Annotated in this window: 13 protein-coding genes; 11 read left to right on the top strand and 2 right to left on the bottom strand. The window is 36.2% G+C overall.

Annotation, left to right across the window (positions count from 1 at the left end; genetic code table 11):
* Positions 1-65: 65 nt before the first annotated feature.
* The 9 genes from hemE (at position 66) to CUN59_RS14590 (ending at position 15266) form a co-directional block, all read left to right on the top strand.
* Complete coding sequence (gene hemE / locus CUN59_RS14630) at positions 66-1118, top strand: uroporphyrinogen decarboxylase (protein ID WP_104388536.1); 1053 nt, start codon at positions 66-68, stop codon at positions 1116-1118.
* Positions 1119-1661: 543 nt separating this feature from the next.
* Positions 1662-4073 (top strand): GH116 family glycosyl hydrolase, encoded by a 2412-nt coding sequence (locus CUN59_RS14625; protein WP_104388535.1) that lies wholly within the window; start codon positions 1662-1664, stop codon positions 4071-4073.
* A gap of 2250 nt (positions 4074-6323) precedes the next feature.
* Positions 6324-6707 (top strand): HetP family heterocyst commitment protein, encoded by a 384-nt coding sequence (locus CUN59_RS14620; protein ID WP_438501821.1) that lies wholly within the window; start codon positions 6324-6326, stop codon positions 6705-6707.
* A gap of 1373 nt (positions 6708-8080) precedes the next feature.
* Positions 8081-8671 carry a helix-turn-helix domain-containing protein gene (locus tag CUN59_RS14615; protein ID WP_104388534.1) on the top strand — a complete coding sequence of 197 codons (591 nt, stop codon included), beginning with the start codon at positions 8081-8083 and terminating at the stop codon, positions 8669-8671.
* A 21-nt stretch (positions 8672-8692) separates the two neighbouring features.
* On the top strand, positions 8693-11413 hold the full coding sequence (locus CUN59_RS14610) for a peptidase domain-containing ABC transporter (protein WP_104388533.1): 2721 nt from the start codon (positions 8693-8695) through the stop codon (positions 11411-11413).
* An 83-nt stretch (positions 11414-11496) separates the two neighbouring features.
* Positions 11497-13023, top strand: coding sequence for a beta-barrel domain-containing protein (locus CUN59_RS14605; RefSeq protein ID WP_104388532.1), 1527 nt, complete (start codon positions 11497-11499; stop codon positions 13021-13023).
* Between the two features lie 509 nt (positions 13024-13532).
* Positions 13533-13808 (top strand): hypothetical protein, encoded by a 276-nt coding sequence (locus CUN59_RS14600; protein ID WP_104388531.1) that lies wholly within the window; start codon positions 13533-13535, stop codon positions 13806-13808.
* A gap of 58 nt (positions 13809-13866) precedes the next feature.
* The gene (locus CUN59_RS14595) at positions 13867-14133 is read left to right on the top strand and encodes a hypothetical protein (protein ID WP_104388530.1); all 267 of its coding nucleotides are present in this window, start codon (positions 13867-13869) and stop codon (positions 14131-14133) included.
* Between the two features lie 353 nt (positions 14134-14486).
* Positions 14487-15266, top strand: coding sequence for a peptidylprolyl isomerase (locus tag CUN59_RS14590; RefSeq protein ID WP_104388529.1), 780 nt, complete (start codon positions 14487-14489; stop codon positions 15264-15266).
* A gap of 105 nt (positions 15267-15371) precedes the next feature.
* Here the strand turns inward: CUN59_RS14590 and CUN59_RS14585 are convergent, their stop codons facing one another.
* A complete protein-coding gene (locus CUN59_RS14585; RefSeq protein WP_104388528.1) occupies positions 15372-16565 on the bottom strand; it encodes a Coenzyme F420 hydrogenase/dehydrogenase, beta subunit C-terminal domain in 1194 nt (397 codons plus the stop codon).
* Positions 16566-16673: 108 nt separating this feature from the next.
* Between CUN59_RS14585 and CUN59_RS14580 the strand changes: the two genes are divergently transcribed.
* Entirely contained in the window at positions 16674-16811 is a 138-nt protein-coding gene (locus tag CUN59_RS14580; protein WP_228036954.1) for a type II toxin-antitoxin system HicB family antitoxin, read from the top strand.
* A 65-nt stretch (positions 16812-16876) separates the two neighbouring features.
* Positions 16877-17728: a competence protein CoiA gene (locus CUN59_RS14575; protein WP_104388527.1), complete on the top strand. Its 852-nt coding sequence runs from the start codon at positions 16877-16879 to the stop codon at positions 17726-17728.
* A gap of 235 nt (positions 17729-17963) precedes the next feature.
* Here the strand turns inward: CUN59_RS14575 and CUN59_RS14570 are convergent, their stop codons facing one another.
* Positions 17964-18221: a hypothetical protein gene (locus CUN59_RS14570; RefSeq protein ID WP_104388526.1), complete on the bottom strand. Its 258-nt coding sequence runs from the start codon at positions 18219-18221 to the stop codon at positions 17964-17966.
* Positions 18222-18328: the final 107 nt, after the last annotated feature.

Raw genomic sequence — 18328 nt, 5'->3', positions numbered from 1 at the left:
AAAGCTAATGTTTGAATGGTAAGCTAAACAGTGACACATAAAAGTGACTTAGGATGAAGTGTTAAATGGGTCTTTCCTCAACAGTTCCGCTCCTCCTTCGGGCTGCTCGCGGTGAACAGGTAGATCGTCCCCCTGTGTGGATGATGCGACAAGCAGGACGCTATATGAAAGCGTATCGGGATTTACGGGAGAAGTATCCTTCTTTTCGGCAACGCTCAGAAATTCCAGAAGTAGCAATCGAAGTTTCCCTCCAACCCTGGAAAGCTTTCCAACCCGATGGAGTGATTTTGTTTTCCGATATTGTCACCCCTTTACCTGGCATGGGGATTGAAATGGATATTGGGGAAGGAAAAGGACCGATTATTTTTTCGCCCATACGCTCTCAAGAACAAATTGACAACTTGCGTCCCCTAGATCCTGAAGCTGCATTACCTTTTATCAAAACGATTTTACAAGCATTACGGCAAGAAGTAGGCGATAAATCAACGGTATTAGGCTTTGTGGGTGCTCCTTGGACTTTAGCAGCTTATGCGGTGGAAGGTAAGGGTTCTAAAACCTATTCCATTATTAAAAACATGGCTTTCTCAGATCCAGCTATTCTACATCAACTATTAACTAAGTTAGCTGAGTCTATCGCGGATTATGTACGCTATCAAATTGACTGTGGCGCACAAGTTGTGCAGATGTTTGACTCTTGGGCGGGACAATTAAGCCCCCAAGATTATGATACTTTTGCTTTACCTTATCAAAAAATGGTGTTTGATCTGGTCAAACAAACCCATCCTGATACACCATTAATTTTGTTAGTCACGGGTAGTGCTGGACTTTTAGAAAGAATGGCTACCTCTGGTGCAGATATTCTGACCATAGACTGGACTGTAGATATGGCAGATGCTAGAGCTAGATTAGGCAAGCACGTAAAAGTACAGGGTAATCTTGATCCGGGTGTATTATTTGGTTCTAAGGAATTTATCCGCGATCGCGTTCTTGACACCGTTCGCAAAGCTGGTAACTGGGGACATATCCTCAACCTCGGCCATGGTGTACTACCAGAAACACCAGAGGAAAATGTCGCTTTCTTCTTTGAAACTGCGAAAAATCTCAACGCTTTGGTGTAGTTTTTTGGGTGGGCAAAAAGCCCACCTGATTTTTATTGATTAAGTTTTGACAATTGCGTATATTGGGTGATAATAATCCGACATTTGTTATAATCTATTTTTAAGGTTGAAACAAAAACCGTGCAATTTAGATATTCCTGAAGAATTAGCCCATAAATTGCAATTATTTCAACAATATTAAACCATGAATAACAGATTTTTAAATCATAACCTAAAATCGTAATTATTTGATAGTGTAGCGCAAGCCATATCAGAATATATTTATGGGATGTCCAGGATTTTAGGACTTGCAGGATTGTAAGTAATAAATTTTCTGTGAATATTGAAAGATGAAAAATGATAATTACAATCACAGTATATTATCTATCATCCAAAAATCGTCATTTTTGCTAAACAATAAACAACTACATCCTGAAAATCCTCTAATTATGGGTATCTTGATTCAGACAATTTCCGTAAAATAAAAATATTTTTTCATTATCACTTGAGAAAAATCACACATCACGTTACTCTTCATTAGCATCAACCTGTAAAACTCAAACCATGAAAAACCACCCCCAAATACCCCCCTACACCTGGAAACGTTCCATCGGTTTAGGCTGGGAAAAACCCTACACTGTGCGCTATCCTAGTAACCTGGATGATGGACCATTTCACGGAATGCCATTAGGTGGTTTTGGTGCAGGTTGTATCGGCCGTTCTTCTCGCGGAGATTTTAACCTGTGGCACATTGACGGAGGTGAACATATCTTTAAAAATGTTCCCGCTTGTCAATTTAGTATCTTTACATCTGGCCAAGCTTACGCTTTATCTACCCAACCACCAGAAGATAATACACTGCAAACTTGGCAATGGTATCCACAGTCTCCCCTCCCTATTGATGGAGAGGGTTTGGGGGAGAGTGCAGGAACATATCATGCACTTTATCCCCGCAGTTGGTTCGTTTATGAAAATGTTTTTCAACCTCAATTAACCTGTGAACAATTTTCCCCAATTTGGGCTAATAATTACCAAGAAACCAGTTATCCTATAGCCGTTTTCTTGTGGACAGCACATAACCCAACTAATGCACCCATTACTATTAGTATCATGCTAACTTGGGAAAATATGACCGGTTGGTTTACCAATGCGGCAAAATCTCCCGAAGTAAAAATTAGAGATGATGGTAGTCCCGTTTATGAATATCAACCACGTTGGGGAGAAAGCAAAGATAACTATAATTGGTTAGCGGAAGATGATAAATATTTAGGTTGTGTTTTAGGTCGAGTTACTAATAGTAAAACTGTCCAAGAAGGTGAGGGAACTTGGTGTATTGCTACTACAAAAAATCCCCAATTTGAATTATTTTATCATTCCCGTTTTCACACTGTAGGAAATGGTGAGGAAATTTGGCATAGTTTTAGTAAAGATGGTTCTTTAGCTAATTATATAGATGAAACTCCTGCCGATGAAAATACTCGTTTAGGTGCTGCTGTTGCAGTCCGTTTTACATTGCAACCAGGAGAAACTTTAGAGATTCCTTTTGTGTTAAGTTGGGATTTTCCCGTGACAGAATTTGCTGAGGGAGTGAACTATTACCGCAGATATACGGACTTTTTCGGTTGTAGTGGTGATAATGCCTGGCAAATTGCGACTCATGCACTGAAAGAATATCATAATTGGCGATCGCACATTCAAACTTGGCAACAACCCATTTTAGACAGACAAGATTTACCCGATTGGTTTAAGATGGCCTTATTTAACGAACTCTACGACTTAACCAGTGGTGGAACTCTCTGGAGTGCAGCCTCAGAAAAAGACCCCTTTGGGCAATTTGCAGTGTTAGAATGTCTAGATTATCGCTGGTATGAAAGTTTGGATGTGCGATTATACGGTTCTTTCGGGTTATTAATGTTATACCCAGAACTAGAAAAAGCCGTAATCCGCGCATTTGCTAGGGCAATTCCCCAAAGTGATGATACAACTAGAATTATAGGTTATTATCTCACCATCAAAACCGAAAGTCCTCTCGCAGTCCGTAAAGTAGCGGGTGCTACACCCCACGACTTAGGCGCACCAAATGAGTGGGTTTGGGAAAAAACTAATTATACCGCTTATCAAGATTGCAATTTGTGGAAAGATTTAGGTTGTGATTTTGTATTGCAAGTATACCGTGATTTTCTCTTTACCGATGCCAATGATATCCAATTTCTCGCAGACTGTTGGGATGCAATTGTGCAAACTCTTGATTATGTGAAAAAATTTGATCTTGATGGGGATGGTATACCGGAAAATTCTGGCGCACCTGATCAAACTTTTGACGATTGGCGGTTAAATGGTGTTAGTGCTTATTGTGGTGGTTTGTGGTTGGCAGCTTTGGAGTCTGCTATTGCTATTTGTGATATTTTAACGAACCACAGAGGTACAGAGAATGCAGAGAGTCAGAAATTAATTTATCAAGGTTGGTTACAGCAAGCTAAACCTGTTTATCAAGAGAAGTTATGGAATGGGAAGTTTTACCGCTTAGATAGTGAAAGTGGTTCTGATGTGGTGATGGCTGACCAATTATGTGGGCAATTCTACACTAGATTGCTAGGATTACCGGATATTGTCCCTCATGAAAAGATCATTTCTGCTTTAACCACTGTCTATGATGCTTGTTTTTTAAAGTTCCAAGATGGAAGGTTTGGCGCTGCTAATGGTGTGCTTCCCGATGGTTCTCCAGAAAACCCTAATTCTACCCATCCTCAAGAAGTGTGGACTGGTATTAACTTTGGTTTAGCTGCATTTTTAGTCCAGATGGGGATGAAAAATGAAGCCATGAATTTAACTGAAGTGGTAGTTAAACAAATTTACGATAATGGGTTACAATTTCGCACCCCTGAAGCTATTACCGTCGCAGGTACTTTCCGCGCTAGTACCTATCTTCGCGCTATGGCTATTTGGGTAATTTATTTACTCATTAGGAATTGCTAAATAACTTACAGCAGTTTGCGAAGCTATGAGGTGTACGTGGTGCGGGCATCCCCAAGGTAACGCTACAGGAGTCGAAGCCTCTACTCTACTTGGTGAGCCAGCACGGTCTTGGGGGTTTCCCCCATGAGTGACTGGCGAACCCGTAAGGGTGCAAACCTGGTTGAGCAAGTTTTGATGATGAATGTAGAATCCCCTCGGCTTTAGCCAGGGGAGGTTCATGAATCTCTGTGGAAAGCCTCTCACCCAGTATCATGAAATTTAGTCTGATAGCTAATTTTCTCTCTAAATCGCTACAATATGAAAAATATTACCCTAATCAGTCTAGGTTTGTTGAAGATCAAAAAATTTTACTGTGGCAAATTCCCAAATAACACAATTAAAGTTACTCACACAGAAAACCATGTACTCTAGTTGCAGACACTAAAGTAACCCAAAAATGTCTAATGCTAGTGTTGGTTACAAGTTAGTTGAATAAAGCCAGGACAGCAGTAGCTTTATCCAGCTAGTTTTTCAGGTTGGTCAGGCTCAAATACAGTTATCATTGATGGCGCACAGTTTAGGCTATAAGTTCCCGGCTAGTTGTGATGGCATCAAACAAATTTTTAGCCTAGCGATCGCTTCTTAAGCGTCTCCTGTTACTGAAAGATTTGGAAAACCTAAACAGCTTGGCAGTTGTAATATAAACTTCTTCATTGGTTTTTGTCAAGTCATCTGAATCATAACTTTTTTGGAAGTTCTTAAAATGATGGCGACGGTGAATAACTACGCTTAATAGTAATAGCTTACATACGGAAGTAGATCAAATATTTAATAGATTAAGAGTTACTTAACAATACGTACTAAATTGTAATTCTATACCGAAGTATCTGCTTGCATCAGAATAATCGGCAGTAACTAACCATAAATAATCATCCCTATTTCTACTTGTTAGACAGAATAACCATCACTGTAATCTCGCTTATATCAACAGTTTGTATATAGATAATTACCAGGATAGTAATTTAGTAAAAATCATATATTGCTTAATAAATTATTCCCTATCAGCAGATAAACTAGATGATAAGCAAAAGTTTACATTGATACATTTTGACATATACAGAGACAATAAATATTGTTCATTTTGTTTAACTATAAAATTTACTTAAAGAAAAATATTTTTAATATGTAGGTCAAAAAATAAATTAGTTTGAGGGAGTTTAATTATTTTTCGTAATTCCATTATTTTGAATATTCTCCATAAATATAGGTAATCAATTTTACTAAAATAGCTAATTAGCAAGGGTTTTAGACATAAAATAATTTTTTATTATCTTCAATATTTTATTAAAAAAGTTATACTTCTCCTTGGTAAATGTGGACAAGCTTATTATCTATACCTGGAGATGCTAGATCATAGAGGTGAGCGGTTTTTTTGCTTTGTATAGCAATAATACCATCTGGAAATGAGATTATAGTGGGGGGTAACACCCCTCATTTTTGATAAGTAGGGACAAAAATCAAACTTGCACAAGACATAAGTAAATATCTGGATATCTTCAGTAAATTTAACTTAAATATTGCCACCTTGGCAGATGACATTAGCGAGAAAAAATAGTATAAGTAAAAATGTGGGTTTTGAAATTAAAAAATCAATGATTTTCCTGACTCCATTCAGCAATTATGCGCTTTTACTGAAAAGCCCAATACTGAATAGTAAAAAGTTATACAGCAGTAACTAGGGAAAAGCAGAAGATAAACACTTGGAAAGTTTCAAAAATACACACAGCATCTACAAAAAAGCTACGTCGAATTTACATTCTCCAGGTAGAAAGCAGATAATTCATGAGTCAGTACAAAGTGACAGCTATATAAAACTTATGTACTACTATCGTAAAACTGTTAAGACTCCTGAGAATATCAGAGTATATCCGGCAAAGCGCAGCACACAGGCTTGATTAAAAACAATCAGGTTTTCAATGACAGATCAGGTTATGAACAACATCATCAGGTTACAGCCCGCTTTTAGCTCCGGTTCTCAGATAAATTTAGATTTACACTTCTTCGAGTTGTATCTCTATCAAGTCTCTAAATGTGTAATTGCCATACTTTTGGCCAAGATAATTACTCTTTTGTGCATTTGCCAGCAATTGATTACCTATAGATTCCGTTCATTTTCGCAATAGCAAATAGACTGAGGCTGTTTATCCACTCCCATCAAAAGCATCGTATTTGCAGAACTGGACTAATTTATTCAATTGAAAGGTAACTAAAATGATGAATCAAGATATTGCTGGCAGTAACAACTTAGAACCAAAAATCCATCCTGAACAACTTGACCAGGTAGTAGAAGCGATTTTGGCAGGAAAGTATTCTTGGGCTTGTGTATTAATGTTGCGGTTCGTTGGTTATAATCCGATGCACTATATCCCTTATCGCACTTACAACCGCATAGTTAAAGAAAACTCTCGTATGAATCGCTCTAACTCACAAAATAATGAAAATTTAAAACTTGCTAAACCTACCCCAGAGAAAAGAACTGAAGGGCATCTGGCATCTAACTGTTTGAGCAAAATTAAAGATATAGCCTATCTAGAAGTGGGAAATAAGCAAAAGGGGGAAGTACGGGCTAACAGCAGAGAAAAAAAGTCGGCATAGTTGGCTTCAATACTGGAATTGCTGGTTACTTAGTCCTGACTAATCTCAAAGATGAGTAACTGCAATTACGGAATCCTTGTAAAAATCTGCCAGAATGGCAAATATACACTGGTAACATCTTATAAATTAGAAATAGGAACTTAAACAAAGGTTCATGGCAAATCACTGAGATTTTGCCGAGAAGTTGTTTATGTCTGTAGGTGAAATACACAATCTGATTGCTGAAGCATTCAGTTTCTGATTAATTAAATAAATTGTAGATTCAGGCTGATGAACTATGACTAATGGTGGTTCGTTTTCTCAATAAGTCTGACCAATTTTCAATGGGAGTGGTGGGTTACTCCAATTATATTGAGATGGCAAAATAACTTCTGCTACTAATGTGCTGTGGCTATAGTCTGGCTAACTTTAGTCACAAAGGTAGATGAGAAAACGAAAAAGTCATGGTGAAATCATTCTCTCATTGGCAAAGGAAATGATTTCTGTGATATCAACTGGCAATTGATATAACGATATAACAGAATTCAAAATTCAGCCATAAAAATAAAATCTGGTTGATATTTGATTTCTCATGTAGACGTGGTGGGCAATGCCCACCTTACATATATTTTAAAATTTTTATACCATGAATGGCTAGATTTACGAAATTTTGATAAATCTATTTTTACCTGATGGGCATTTATATGAATTTTTGATGAAGTTTTTATAAACCTTAGATAAAGATTTGATTTTTTATATAAATTTTAGAAGAAGATATAGCAGAATTTAAAGATAACGATTACAGCTTTGTCACTTTTGTATCTAAACTTATCTGACAGATAATTTGAAATTTCAGAAAGTCTGCTGATGAGAGTTTGATGATTTTAGGCTACTGTAAAAAGATAGATTTGATTTTGCCTGGGCTTATTCACGTTAAGGTTACAGTTGTGGCAACAGGTGTTGTGTAATTATTAGCTAATTACAATTCAATCATTTTAAATATTTGTGGGTTAATAAATTAACCTCAATACCAGTGTTTGTCAGCCTTAAAAGCTAATGGCTGAGGGATGAATGTTGAAAACAAAAATTTTTAGAGATGATTATCTCTGGGTGTTTTACCAGGTCATGCTGTTTATGGGGGGAAATAACAGCACATAAATATTGAGAATTAAACAAATACTGAGTGTTTGTGAAATTTGTTGCATCTCGATTTGAGCAATAAATTCAACAGATATAGCGGTATGCAGTTGAATGAGAGAGTAACTAAAACTGAAAACATGGCTTACCCTACGGTGCGCTATCAGACAACAGAAGGCTTTTCCTCTTACCTCCTGCTTCCTGCTATAGATATAGATTTGCCCAAATTTGCAAATAGAAATTAAGTGGTAAGAATTATGTCATCTTATTCTCATCAAGATCAGTTTCTTAATATTTACGATAATTATGAAAGTAAGTTTTTAACTCCTTTTCAGCGTAAGGCATTGCTGAAAAATTTACAAAGTAATTCACAATCAGAATATCGGCGACGTATTGAGATTATGTTGTTAGCAGATATGGGAAAATCCCAAACTCATATTTGTGAAATTATTGGTTGTTCCCAAGAAATGGCCAGATATTGGATCGGTATTGCTGAGGCGGGTATGGCGCACAAATGGAATCAGCGGCCATTGGGTAGACCAAAGATTGTTAATCATCAATATATTGAAAGATTGAAAGAATTAGTTAGTTCTAGTCCCCGTGAATATGGCTATGCTTTTAGTGATTGGACTGCCCAATGGTTAAGTAAACATTTAGCTAAGGAGTTAGGGATTCAAATTAGCGATCGCCATATTAATCGTCTCCTCAAACAAATGGGACTTTCCACTAAACGTAAAAGTTCTCTAACTACAGAAAATCAGGAAATTGCTATTAAAATTAGTGATTTACATTCTCCTCCTGAACCTAGTCTTCATTGGTCATTTAATCTATTGCAGACCAATAAATAATAATGTTGTGGAGGTTAGTCAATGGTATCAGGGTTTTCTCAGGAACAATTAGCTACACACATTCAACAAATCTTAGGTGATGTGTTATCAGAGCGAGCAATTATAGATTGTATCAATGCGTTAGAAATTATTGAACCACCAATAGCCAAGCAATTTTGGCAAGGGACAACAGCCAAGCCAGGAATTTATATTGTATTGAGTGGTAAGGTGAGATTGCTTGATAGCTCCAATAATTTAATTAATACTCTCACAGCAGGGGAATCATTTGGAGAATTGACTTTATTTCCAGAACAACAGTTTAGCAATTATGTGGCTAGAGCTTCTGTAAATTTAAAAGTTGCCTATCTTCCCCAAAAAACCTTAAATAAAATCATGGGAGAATTTCCCAGTACTTATGGGCGATTACTGAATAAAGCGGAAATAGTTAATACTAATAAATCTCCAGAAGCTCCCGTCATTCCAGTCCCAAAAGCGGTTAAAAATGCCAATTTTTCTCAACCAATAATTACCCCAGTTACCCCACCAAAAAAGCGTCCTCACTACTTTCCTGTTCCCACCGTAACTGCTACAAATTGGTGGCGTAAATTTAGTAAACGTTATCCATTTGTAGAACAACAAAGTGCTGCTGATTGTGCTGCGGCCTGTTTAGTTATGGTTGGTCGTTATTGGGGGAAAAATCTCAGTATTAATCGCTTGCGGGATCTAGCAAATATTAGCCGTAGTGGTGCATCCATGCGAAGTTTAAGTGCGGCGGCAGAAACCCTTGGTTTTGCCACTCGTCCAGTTAAAGCCAGCTTGGATAAATTTGCAGAACAATCTTTACCCGCGATCGCCCATTGGGAAGGAAAACATTACATAGTTGTCTATGAAATTACCAAAAAACAGGTAATTGTGGCTGATCCTGCCATTGGTCTGCGTCATCTTACCATTAGTCAATTTAAAGCCGGTTGGACTGGTTATGCCTTATTATTAGAACCCACAGCTTCTCTGAAAAAAACCGCAGAAGCTAACAGTCCATTTTGGCAATTATTAGAGTTAGTTAAACCCCATTTTCAAGTTCTTCTAGAAGTATTTATTGCTTCGATCTTAATTCAGATATTTGGTTTAGTCACACCTTTATTTACTCAACTTTTGTTAGATAGAGTCATTGTCCAAGGTAGTGTCTTAACATTAAATACTGTCGGCTTTGGATTGTTAATTTTCGGATTATTTCGTGTCGCCATTAATGGGTTAAGGCAATATTTACTTGACCACACAGCCAACCGCATTAGTGTCGCCTTAATGGTAGGTTTTATTAAACATACATTTGGGCTACCTTTATCATTTTTTGAGTCTCGTTATGTCGGTGATATTGTCTCTCGTGTGCAAGAAAATCAAAAAATTCAACGTTTTCTTACAGGAGAAGCCCTATCTATAGGTTTGGATTTATTGACAGTATTTATTTATGTGGGATTAATGTTTTGGTACAGTCCACCGATGGCAGCGATGACATTAGCAATTGTCCCGCCATTTGTGATCTTAACATTTTTTGCTACACCATTTTTACGCCGCATTAGTCGGGAGGTATTTACAGCCGGAACTTTGGAAAATAGTTATTTAATTCAAAGTTTAACGGGGATTTCTTCAATTCGTTCCATGGCCATTGAACAAACAGTGCGTTGGCGTTGGGAAGAATTGCTAAATAACTTAATTAAAAAGAACTTTAGTGGTCAAGTAATTAGTAATCAATTGCAATTAGTTAGCTCTACCATTCAATCCTTAGCCAGTACAGGATTATTATGGTTTGGTGCTTGGTTAGTTATTCAAAATCAGCTAACCATCGGTCAATTAGTTGCTTTTAATATGCTGTTGGGTAACATTATTCAGCCTTTTCAAAGGTTAATTATTCTTTGGAATCAACTGCAAGAAGTAATTGTTGCCACCGAACGAGTTAATGATGTTTTAGAAGCCCAGCCAGAAGAAGATTTAGAACATCAAACCCGCCAATATTTACCCCGATTAGTTGGCAGAATTAGTTTTAATAACGTTACTTTTCGCTATCATCCCGAAAGTGAAATCAACATTCTGGAAAACTTGAGTTTTGAAATTTTGCCAGAGCAAACTGTAGCCGTTGTAGGGCGTAGCGGTTCAGGAAAAACCACCTTATCTAAATTAATTTTAGGCTTATATCTGCCGACAGATGGAAGAATTTTAATTGACAATCAAGATGTTACTAGTATTTCCTTGCATTCCTTGCGATCGCAAATAGGAGTTGTTGATCAAGATACATTTTTATTTGGCGGCACAATTCGAGAAAATCTCACAATTGCCCATCCTGAAGCCTCTCTAGATGAAATGATTACAGCAGCCGAACTTGCAGGAGCAGATGAATTTATTAAAAGGATGCCCATGGGTTATGAAACACAAATTGGCGAAGGTGGAGGAATGTTATCAGGTGGACAACGCCAACGGTTAGCAATTGCCCGTGCTTTATTAGGAAATCCGCGACTTTTAATCTTAGATGAAGCTACCAGTCATCTGGATGCTGAATCTGAACGCATTATTCAGAATAATCTCAAAAAAATTCTCCAAGGACGAACAAGTATCATTATTGCTCATCGTCTTTCTACAGTGCGTCATGCGGATATGATTTTAGTTTTAGATCGAGGGGTTTTAGTCGAAAGTGGTACACATGAAGAACTAATTCAGAAAAAAGGACATTATTTCTATCTCAACCAACAACAATTATCATCAACAAATTAATTGTTTAAGCACAAATAGTTCCCCTAATTCTTAAAAAGTTTGGGGATCTATACCTACAAAAATACAAAACTCTGAAAATAGTTATGCCACAGTCAGTTTATACACAATCAACAACAAATATCAATCAACATTATCCAGTTGAATCCCATAGTATTATTTCCAACCAGACTTTAAATAAAACCAAGGATTGGTTCTATGGTACAGAAGAATTATTAGATGCTTTACCAAAAGCGTGGACTCGCTCCATGTTGTATTTATTAGTTAGTTTTGCCGCCATTATTTTACCTTGGGCAATGTTTACTAAAGTTGATGAAACAGGTAGTGCTAGTGGCAGAATAGAACCTAAAGGTGCAACCCAAAAATTAGATAGTGCCGTAACTGGTAGCGTTGTTACTGTTAATGTTAAAGAAGGTGAAACCGTTAAAGCTGGACAGGTTTTAGTCGAAATAGAATCCGATGTTTTACAAACAGAAATTCAACAAACAAAAGCAAAATTAGAAGGGCTGAAAAATCGCCAGTCCCAACTAGAAATATTAAAAAATCAAGTCTTAATGTCAATTAATATTCAAGAGCAGCAAAATCAATCTCAAGCACTAGAAAAACTGGCTCAAGTTAATCAGGCTAGGCAAACATTTGAGACTAAAAAAAGTGCTTATACTTTTCAGAATTTGGAGAAATTAGCCCAAATAGATCAAATCAAACAAAATATACAATCTTCCCAAACTAACTATAAATTAGCTATAAGTCGTTTCCATCGAGATGCTTCCGAAGTCAAACGTTATTATCAACTTTCAAAAGCGGGTATAATTCCCCAAATTAAAGTAGTGGAATTAGAAAAAATTGCCGAAGAAAGCCAGCGTTTACAACAAGAAACAAAATTTAATATTCAAACAGCACAATTGCGATTAAGAGAAGAATATAGCCGTTACCAATCGCTGATGAATCAAGTAAAATCTGATATTCAACAAGCAAGTTTACAACTAAAAGAACAAGAAAGCAGTTATAGAACTACAATTAAATCGGGAGAATTAGCATTATTAAAAAGTGAAGAACAGGTCAAGGATTTACAAAATCAAATTACTGCCATTAAATCAGAAATTATGCAAACAAAGGGACAAATTCTTTCCCTACAATTACAGTTAAAACAACGAATTGTTCGATCTCCTATTGACGGTATAATTTTTGAACTCCCCATTAAAAAACCTGGTTCTGTAGTCCAACTAGGACAAATGATAGCTCAAGTTGCCCCCAAAAATGCCACCTTAATTTTAAAAGCACGGATGCCTAGTCAACACAGTGGTTTTGTGAAGGCAGGAATGCCAGTCAAAATTAAATTTGATGCCTTTCCTTTTCAGGAATATGGTATTGTCTCGGGAAAAATTAATTGGATTTCACCTAACTCTAAAATTCAAGAAAATACTCCTAGCCGGACAGAAAATTATGACTTGGATATTGCTATAGAACATCCTTATATACAAGTTGGCAATAAACAGATTTATCTGACACCAGGACAAACAGCAAATGCTGAAGTAATTATTCGTCAGCGTCGAATTATTGATTTTATCTTAGACCCATTTAAAAAGCTTAATAAAAATGGCTTAGAACTTTAACTATTTAGGACTTACCCAGAAGTCACGGAAAAAACGCACCACAGAGCCACAGAGGAAACGGAGAAATGAGAGTTTGAGAGGTTTTTTACATAAGTCCTGGTATTTACTTATCTTCCTCAATTCTTCTTTATCATACCAACTTTATGTGAAGCTTATATATTCACCCCCCCCGGTTTTGCTGTACTACAGGGGGGTATTTTTGTATGCATCCTAAGAATTCAGCTAAAGCTGCTTTTTGGACTCAGTTGAAAGGATTTTTGAGAGGGACTAATATCAAAATCAATTCCTAGTTTTCCACTTAAAATGCTCGCAAATTCCGGCTTTTGCTGATTACTGACTGCTTACTTTACATCTTAATATAGAATTGATATAACGTAATTTTAAGAGGACAAATTTTAGGATTTTATGTCTAAAATAAAAGACTTTAATATGCAACTTTTAGAATCTTAAATAGAGAATAATGTCAAAATATAGTAGTTAACCTAATTGGATATTAAGAGGATGAAATTATGGAGAAAATAGTCATTAAAGACTTATATCCTGCTGAGACAGAAACCTTTATAGATGATTTAGAAGTAACGAAAAAAAGTATTGGTATTGTCTTAGGTGGTACATTTTGGGGAAATTATCCCCACTGGGGACTAAACCCTGGTATTTATATCAATACTATTTATGATGGTGTAAATACCATCTCTAACACCTACGAAGGAGCAGGTAATTTTCATGATAATAAAATTCATACCGTAGATTATTCTCGGACTAATAATGTTCGAGTATATCGTTAAATAGTCTCTAAAATTTAAAGGCTATTCTGTCACAATTTTTAATTAAGGAAAGCAAATAATGGCTGCAATTATAATCTCCGATCTCCAACATATTGAAGATCAAAAAACATTTTTGTACGATTTAGATTACCAACCAATACTAGGTGGATTTATACCATTTTTAGGTGGTTTAGGTGGCTTAGGTCGTGCTGATTTTGTTCAATTAACAACAGTTTATGATGGTATTAATACCCAAGAAACAGCATATAGAGGACCATTTAGTTTTTATGAGAATAAAATTTTGACTGCTGATTTTTCTAGAACAGCCTTCTATTTAATTGTCTGAAGATTTGTAAGTATTCAGATATAGTAATAGTTCATACCCATATCCCCGACTTCTTTTATTTATTTTGTCCATAAATAATCAATTGATCTCAGAAGTCGGGGATCTTATTCCCCCACCTAATTACGAAGATTTATAAAAGCAACCTAGGGGTAATTCATGAATTACCCCTACTCAACAATCAGATTTATCCTGACATCATGATTAATTACTTCTCTGAAATTAACCTACACATTTTAAAAGTACCATTAGATAGAGATAAGAAACTAAAATATTAGATAAATATATTATATACAGTGATAATTTATTTAACAAAAATCCAAATAATTCTCAAAGTATGTTGAGGAGATTAGATTATGTCTGATATTTTAAAAATATCCCATCAAGATATTATTGAACATCTGAAAATATCTTGTCAAATTCCTAGTTTACTAGAAGCAATTGCGACGCAAAAAATTATTACGGAAACGGCTGAAAGAGAAAATATAAAAATCGAAATAGCAGAATTACAACAAGCTGCCGATAACTTACGATTAGCTAATAATCTAATTAAAGCAGAAGAAACCTGGCAATGGTTACAAAAACATTATCTATCTTTAGATAACTTTGAAGAAATTGCCCACCTTAATATTCTATCTGCAAAATTAGCCCATCATTTATTTGCTGATAAAGTTGAATCATTTTTTTATGCCCATCAACTTGATTATAGTGGCGCAGTTATTTATGAAGTAATATTAGATGATGAAGATTTAGCTTTAGAAATATTTTATACTCTCCAAGAAGGAGAAATTAGTTTTCAACAAATTGCCCGTCAATATATTCAAAGTCCTGAAATTAGACGGGCTGGCGGATATCAAGGTGTGCGTAAACGTAGTGATTTTAGACCAGAAATTGCAGCCGCTATTTTTGCCGCTAACCCTCCCCAACTTATCAAACCCATCATTACACCTAAAGGAGTACATATCATTATAGTAGAAGAAATTATTCAACCAGAATTGAATGAACAAATGCGCGTCACAATTCTGGGCAATTTATTTACAAATTGGCTGAAAGAGGAAGTTAATAAATTAGAAGTTGTGGCTATATTAGCAGATGAGATAAGTCCTCTTTCTTCTTCAGTTAAAATATTCAGTTAAGTTAGTTGAAATTAGTTAAATAAGGCAGGAGGCAGAGGGCAGAAGGTTGAGTTCAGATAGGGATTCAAACCCCACCTGAACGATAGTCACCAAATTTGTTTGGGTTTATTCAGGTAATTTATACTGTGCTACTATCTGCTTGGCAAATTCTGGTACGTGCGCTGCCGACTTCTGGGGATGATTCCGCTTCACATATAAGTAATTTCTCGCAAAGTGGGAATCTATAGAAAATCTCGCATATTCCAAACCTTTCGGTCCGATTTTATCTATGACTACTCCCATCAATTTCGCTACCCACATCGGTAGGGTAACAGCTTTATCATAGGCTTCTATACCTTGTTGTACTGCGGGTTTACGGTTGCCCTCGGACATGACTGGCTGGGTTTCTAGCTGGTCTTTCACCAGTTCTAACATTTCTTTGCCTGTATCATTTCTGACTACTATCCATTGCCAGGGGTAGGGTGCGCCCATATAACCCACGACTATATCTGCTAAGGAGTTAACGTAATCAAAGCAACTCATACAAGATGGTGCAAATATATCTTTAAGTACGTTAGTTTTTAGTCCAAAAAAGGGTACTGTTTCCTCTGAACCGTCTTCGTGTTTAAAGTGTACTCGGAAGTCTTGCATAAATTCGTAACTTACCACTGTGGCGGGGGATCTGCTGGTGGTCTCTAGAAATTTTTGCAGTCCGGCGCGAGTAACATTATCTACACAAGGTGTTCCGAGTACATAGAGTTTTTCTAAACCGAGTTTTTTCTCTACGGCGCGTAATGCTTGAATTTGACAGCCTACACCGATAACTAATAACCGCTTCATTCCTGATTTTCCTATCTCTTCTAATATAGATAGGTTAGGAGAAAGGGTAGGTTTATTTACTTTAGCAGCCAGTATTTCTGCGGGGGTGCGGGCGATGATGGGCATGGGTTGAAAGCGGTCTTCTTTGGTATTTTGCACACATACCACGCCTTCAACTAATCCGCGATTAAGCATTTCTATGGCTAGGGTGCTGACTATTCCTGTCCATTGCGCGCCTTCTATGGGTTGTGTTTTGCGGGCGGACATCATTTCTTGATGTACGCCAAAATATAGTTCGTTTTCGTTTTCGAGGTTGCGGGGGCGGTTATGGGTGCTGGTTTCTAGTTCGTCTATTCTTTGGGTAATGAAGGCGCAAGCTTCTTTGACGTAGTGGATATAATAGGTGTCGCATAGTCCGCATTCGCTACAGAGTTCTTTGGCGGGGCGTTTGCTTCCGGGTTTGAGGGCTTTGGCTTTTTTGTGGGATTCTATGGATGTCATTTATTTTGTTGATTTTTGCTAAATATGGCTTTTATTACCTTACCTTTACAGGTTATGAAGTGGGTGTTTAAGGTTGGATAAGAGGAAGACAGATGCTTTATTGCGGAAGTGATTGATTTTCCCGGTGTGTTGGCTTATGGAAACACAAAACAGGAAGCGGTGGCTAAGGTTCAGGCTTTGGCTTTGCGTGTTTTGGCTGATAAACTGGAACATGGGGAAGTAAAACATACATACAAGATATTTTAAGTTTCACCTCTTAATTTGCTAAAGTCCTTTTATAAAAAGAGCGTTAGATGCTGGAGACTATTCAAATGAGATATGCACTTGTTGATGGACAGAAATTGGAAGCTAAAAAAGGAATCATTGGTGCTGTCTGTCCATGTTGCGGTAATCCTGTCACTCCTAAATGTGGCAGTATTAAAATGCACCATTGGTCACATGAAAATAAAAAAGATTGTGATTCATGGTATGAGCCTATGACAGAATGGCATATTAATTGGCAAAATTTGTTTCCTGAAAATTGTAGGGAAGTTATTATTGGTGTTCACAGGGCAGATGTTCTTTACAAAGGTTGTGTTTTTGAGTTCCAACATTCCCCTTTATCTGAGGAAGAAATAAAAGAGAGAGAAGCTTATTATCAAAACATGATGTGGGTATTTGATCTCCAAAAAAAATATGATAAACAACAATTAAAATTCTTTAAAATGAGAGAGAAAAAAATATTTAAATATGGTTCGTTAGAAGACTACGATGAGGTAAGTTTCACGTTTGGAATAAGAGAAATATCTGAAATTGAACTCGAACAAATAAAAATAAACGATAATTATAGTCAAATAGAAGAAGTTTTTATGCAAATGATTCGTCCAATAAGAACATTACTTGCAGTCAGGTCTGGTAGCCAAAATGTTGATATAGCCTTTGATTTAGGTGGTGATCTCATCTTTTTAGTAAACTCTTACAAAAATAATCAAGTAGATGACATACCTCATGTAATTGTTTTTTACGGTTCCCATGTGCATGGTAGTAAAATGCCTGACGTTGATAAATATTGTAATTATTCTTCTCATCAGATATCTTTTTATGGCAATATTTCTTCTTTTAGGGGATTTTATGGTAAACTCCTCAGCAAACAAAAATTTATAGAATCCATCCTAAAATTATGAATGCAGTGAAGAAAGTTAAATAAAATTTGTATGTATCAATTTTTCGGTCTTTCATTTCCCCACAAAACCGCCTGAGAATTAATTATCAGTCTAATAGCCAAAGTCTGTTAAAACAGACTGAATAAGTATAAATCTTGATTTAGCTTTAGCTGAATTTTGCTATTAGCCATGAAATTCATTTCTTGGCGGTTTCAAAATATGCTAAAATAAACAATCTGAAGTATCTATAAAAACTTTATTTCTCAATTTTTAACTCCTGTTGTAAACTTTCCGTGAGATAATGATCATGATTCTCACCAATATCAGAATTTTCAAATCTTAATGTACCCAATAAAGGTAAAATAGGATCATCTTCATAATTATCTATCAATTTTGTTGATTTAGCTAGTGATTGTAAAATTAATTCCTCTAAAGATAAATTGAGTTTTTTAGATTGAATTAATAACTTTTCTTCTAACTCATCTGATAACTGAATTGTTAATGTTTTACTCATAATATTTTACTTGACCTCCATTTTTAAATCAAAACTTGAGAGTTACTAATTTTGCACTAGAAAATAATTTTCCCTAAAAATCCTTAAACCCACATTCCGCACCCTAA

Source organism: Cuspidothrix issatschenkoi CHARLIE-1, from assembly GCF_002934005.1.
Lineage (GTDB): Bacteria > Cyanobacteriota > Cyanobacteriia > Cyanobacteriales > Nostocaceae > Cuspidothrix > Cuspidothrix issatschenkoi.
Note: the sequence above shows the minus strand (reverse complement) of the source record. Positions and strands in the feature narration are given on the sequence as shown.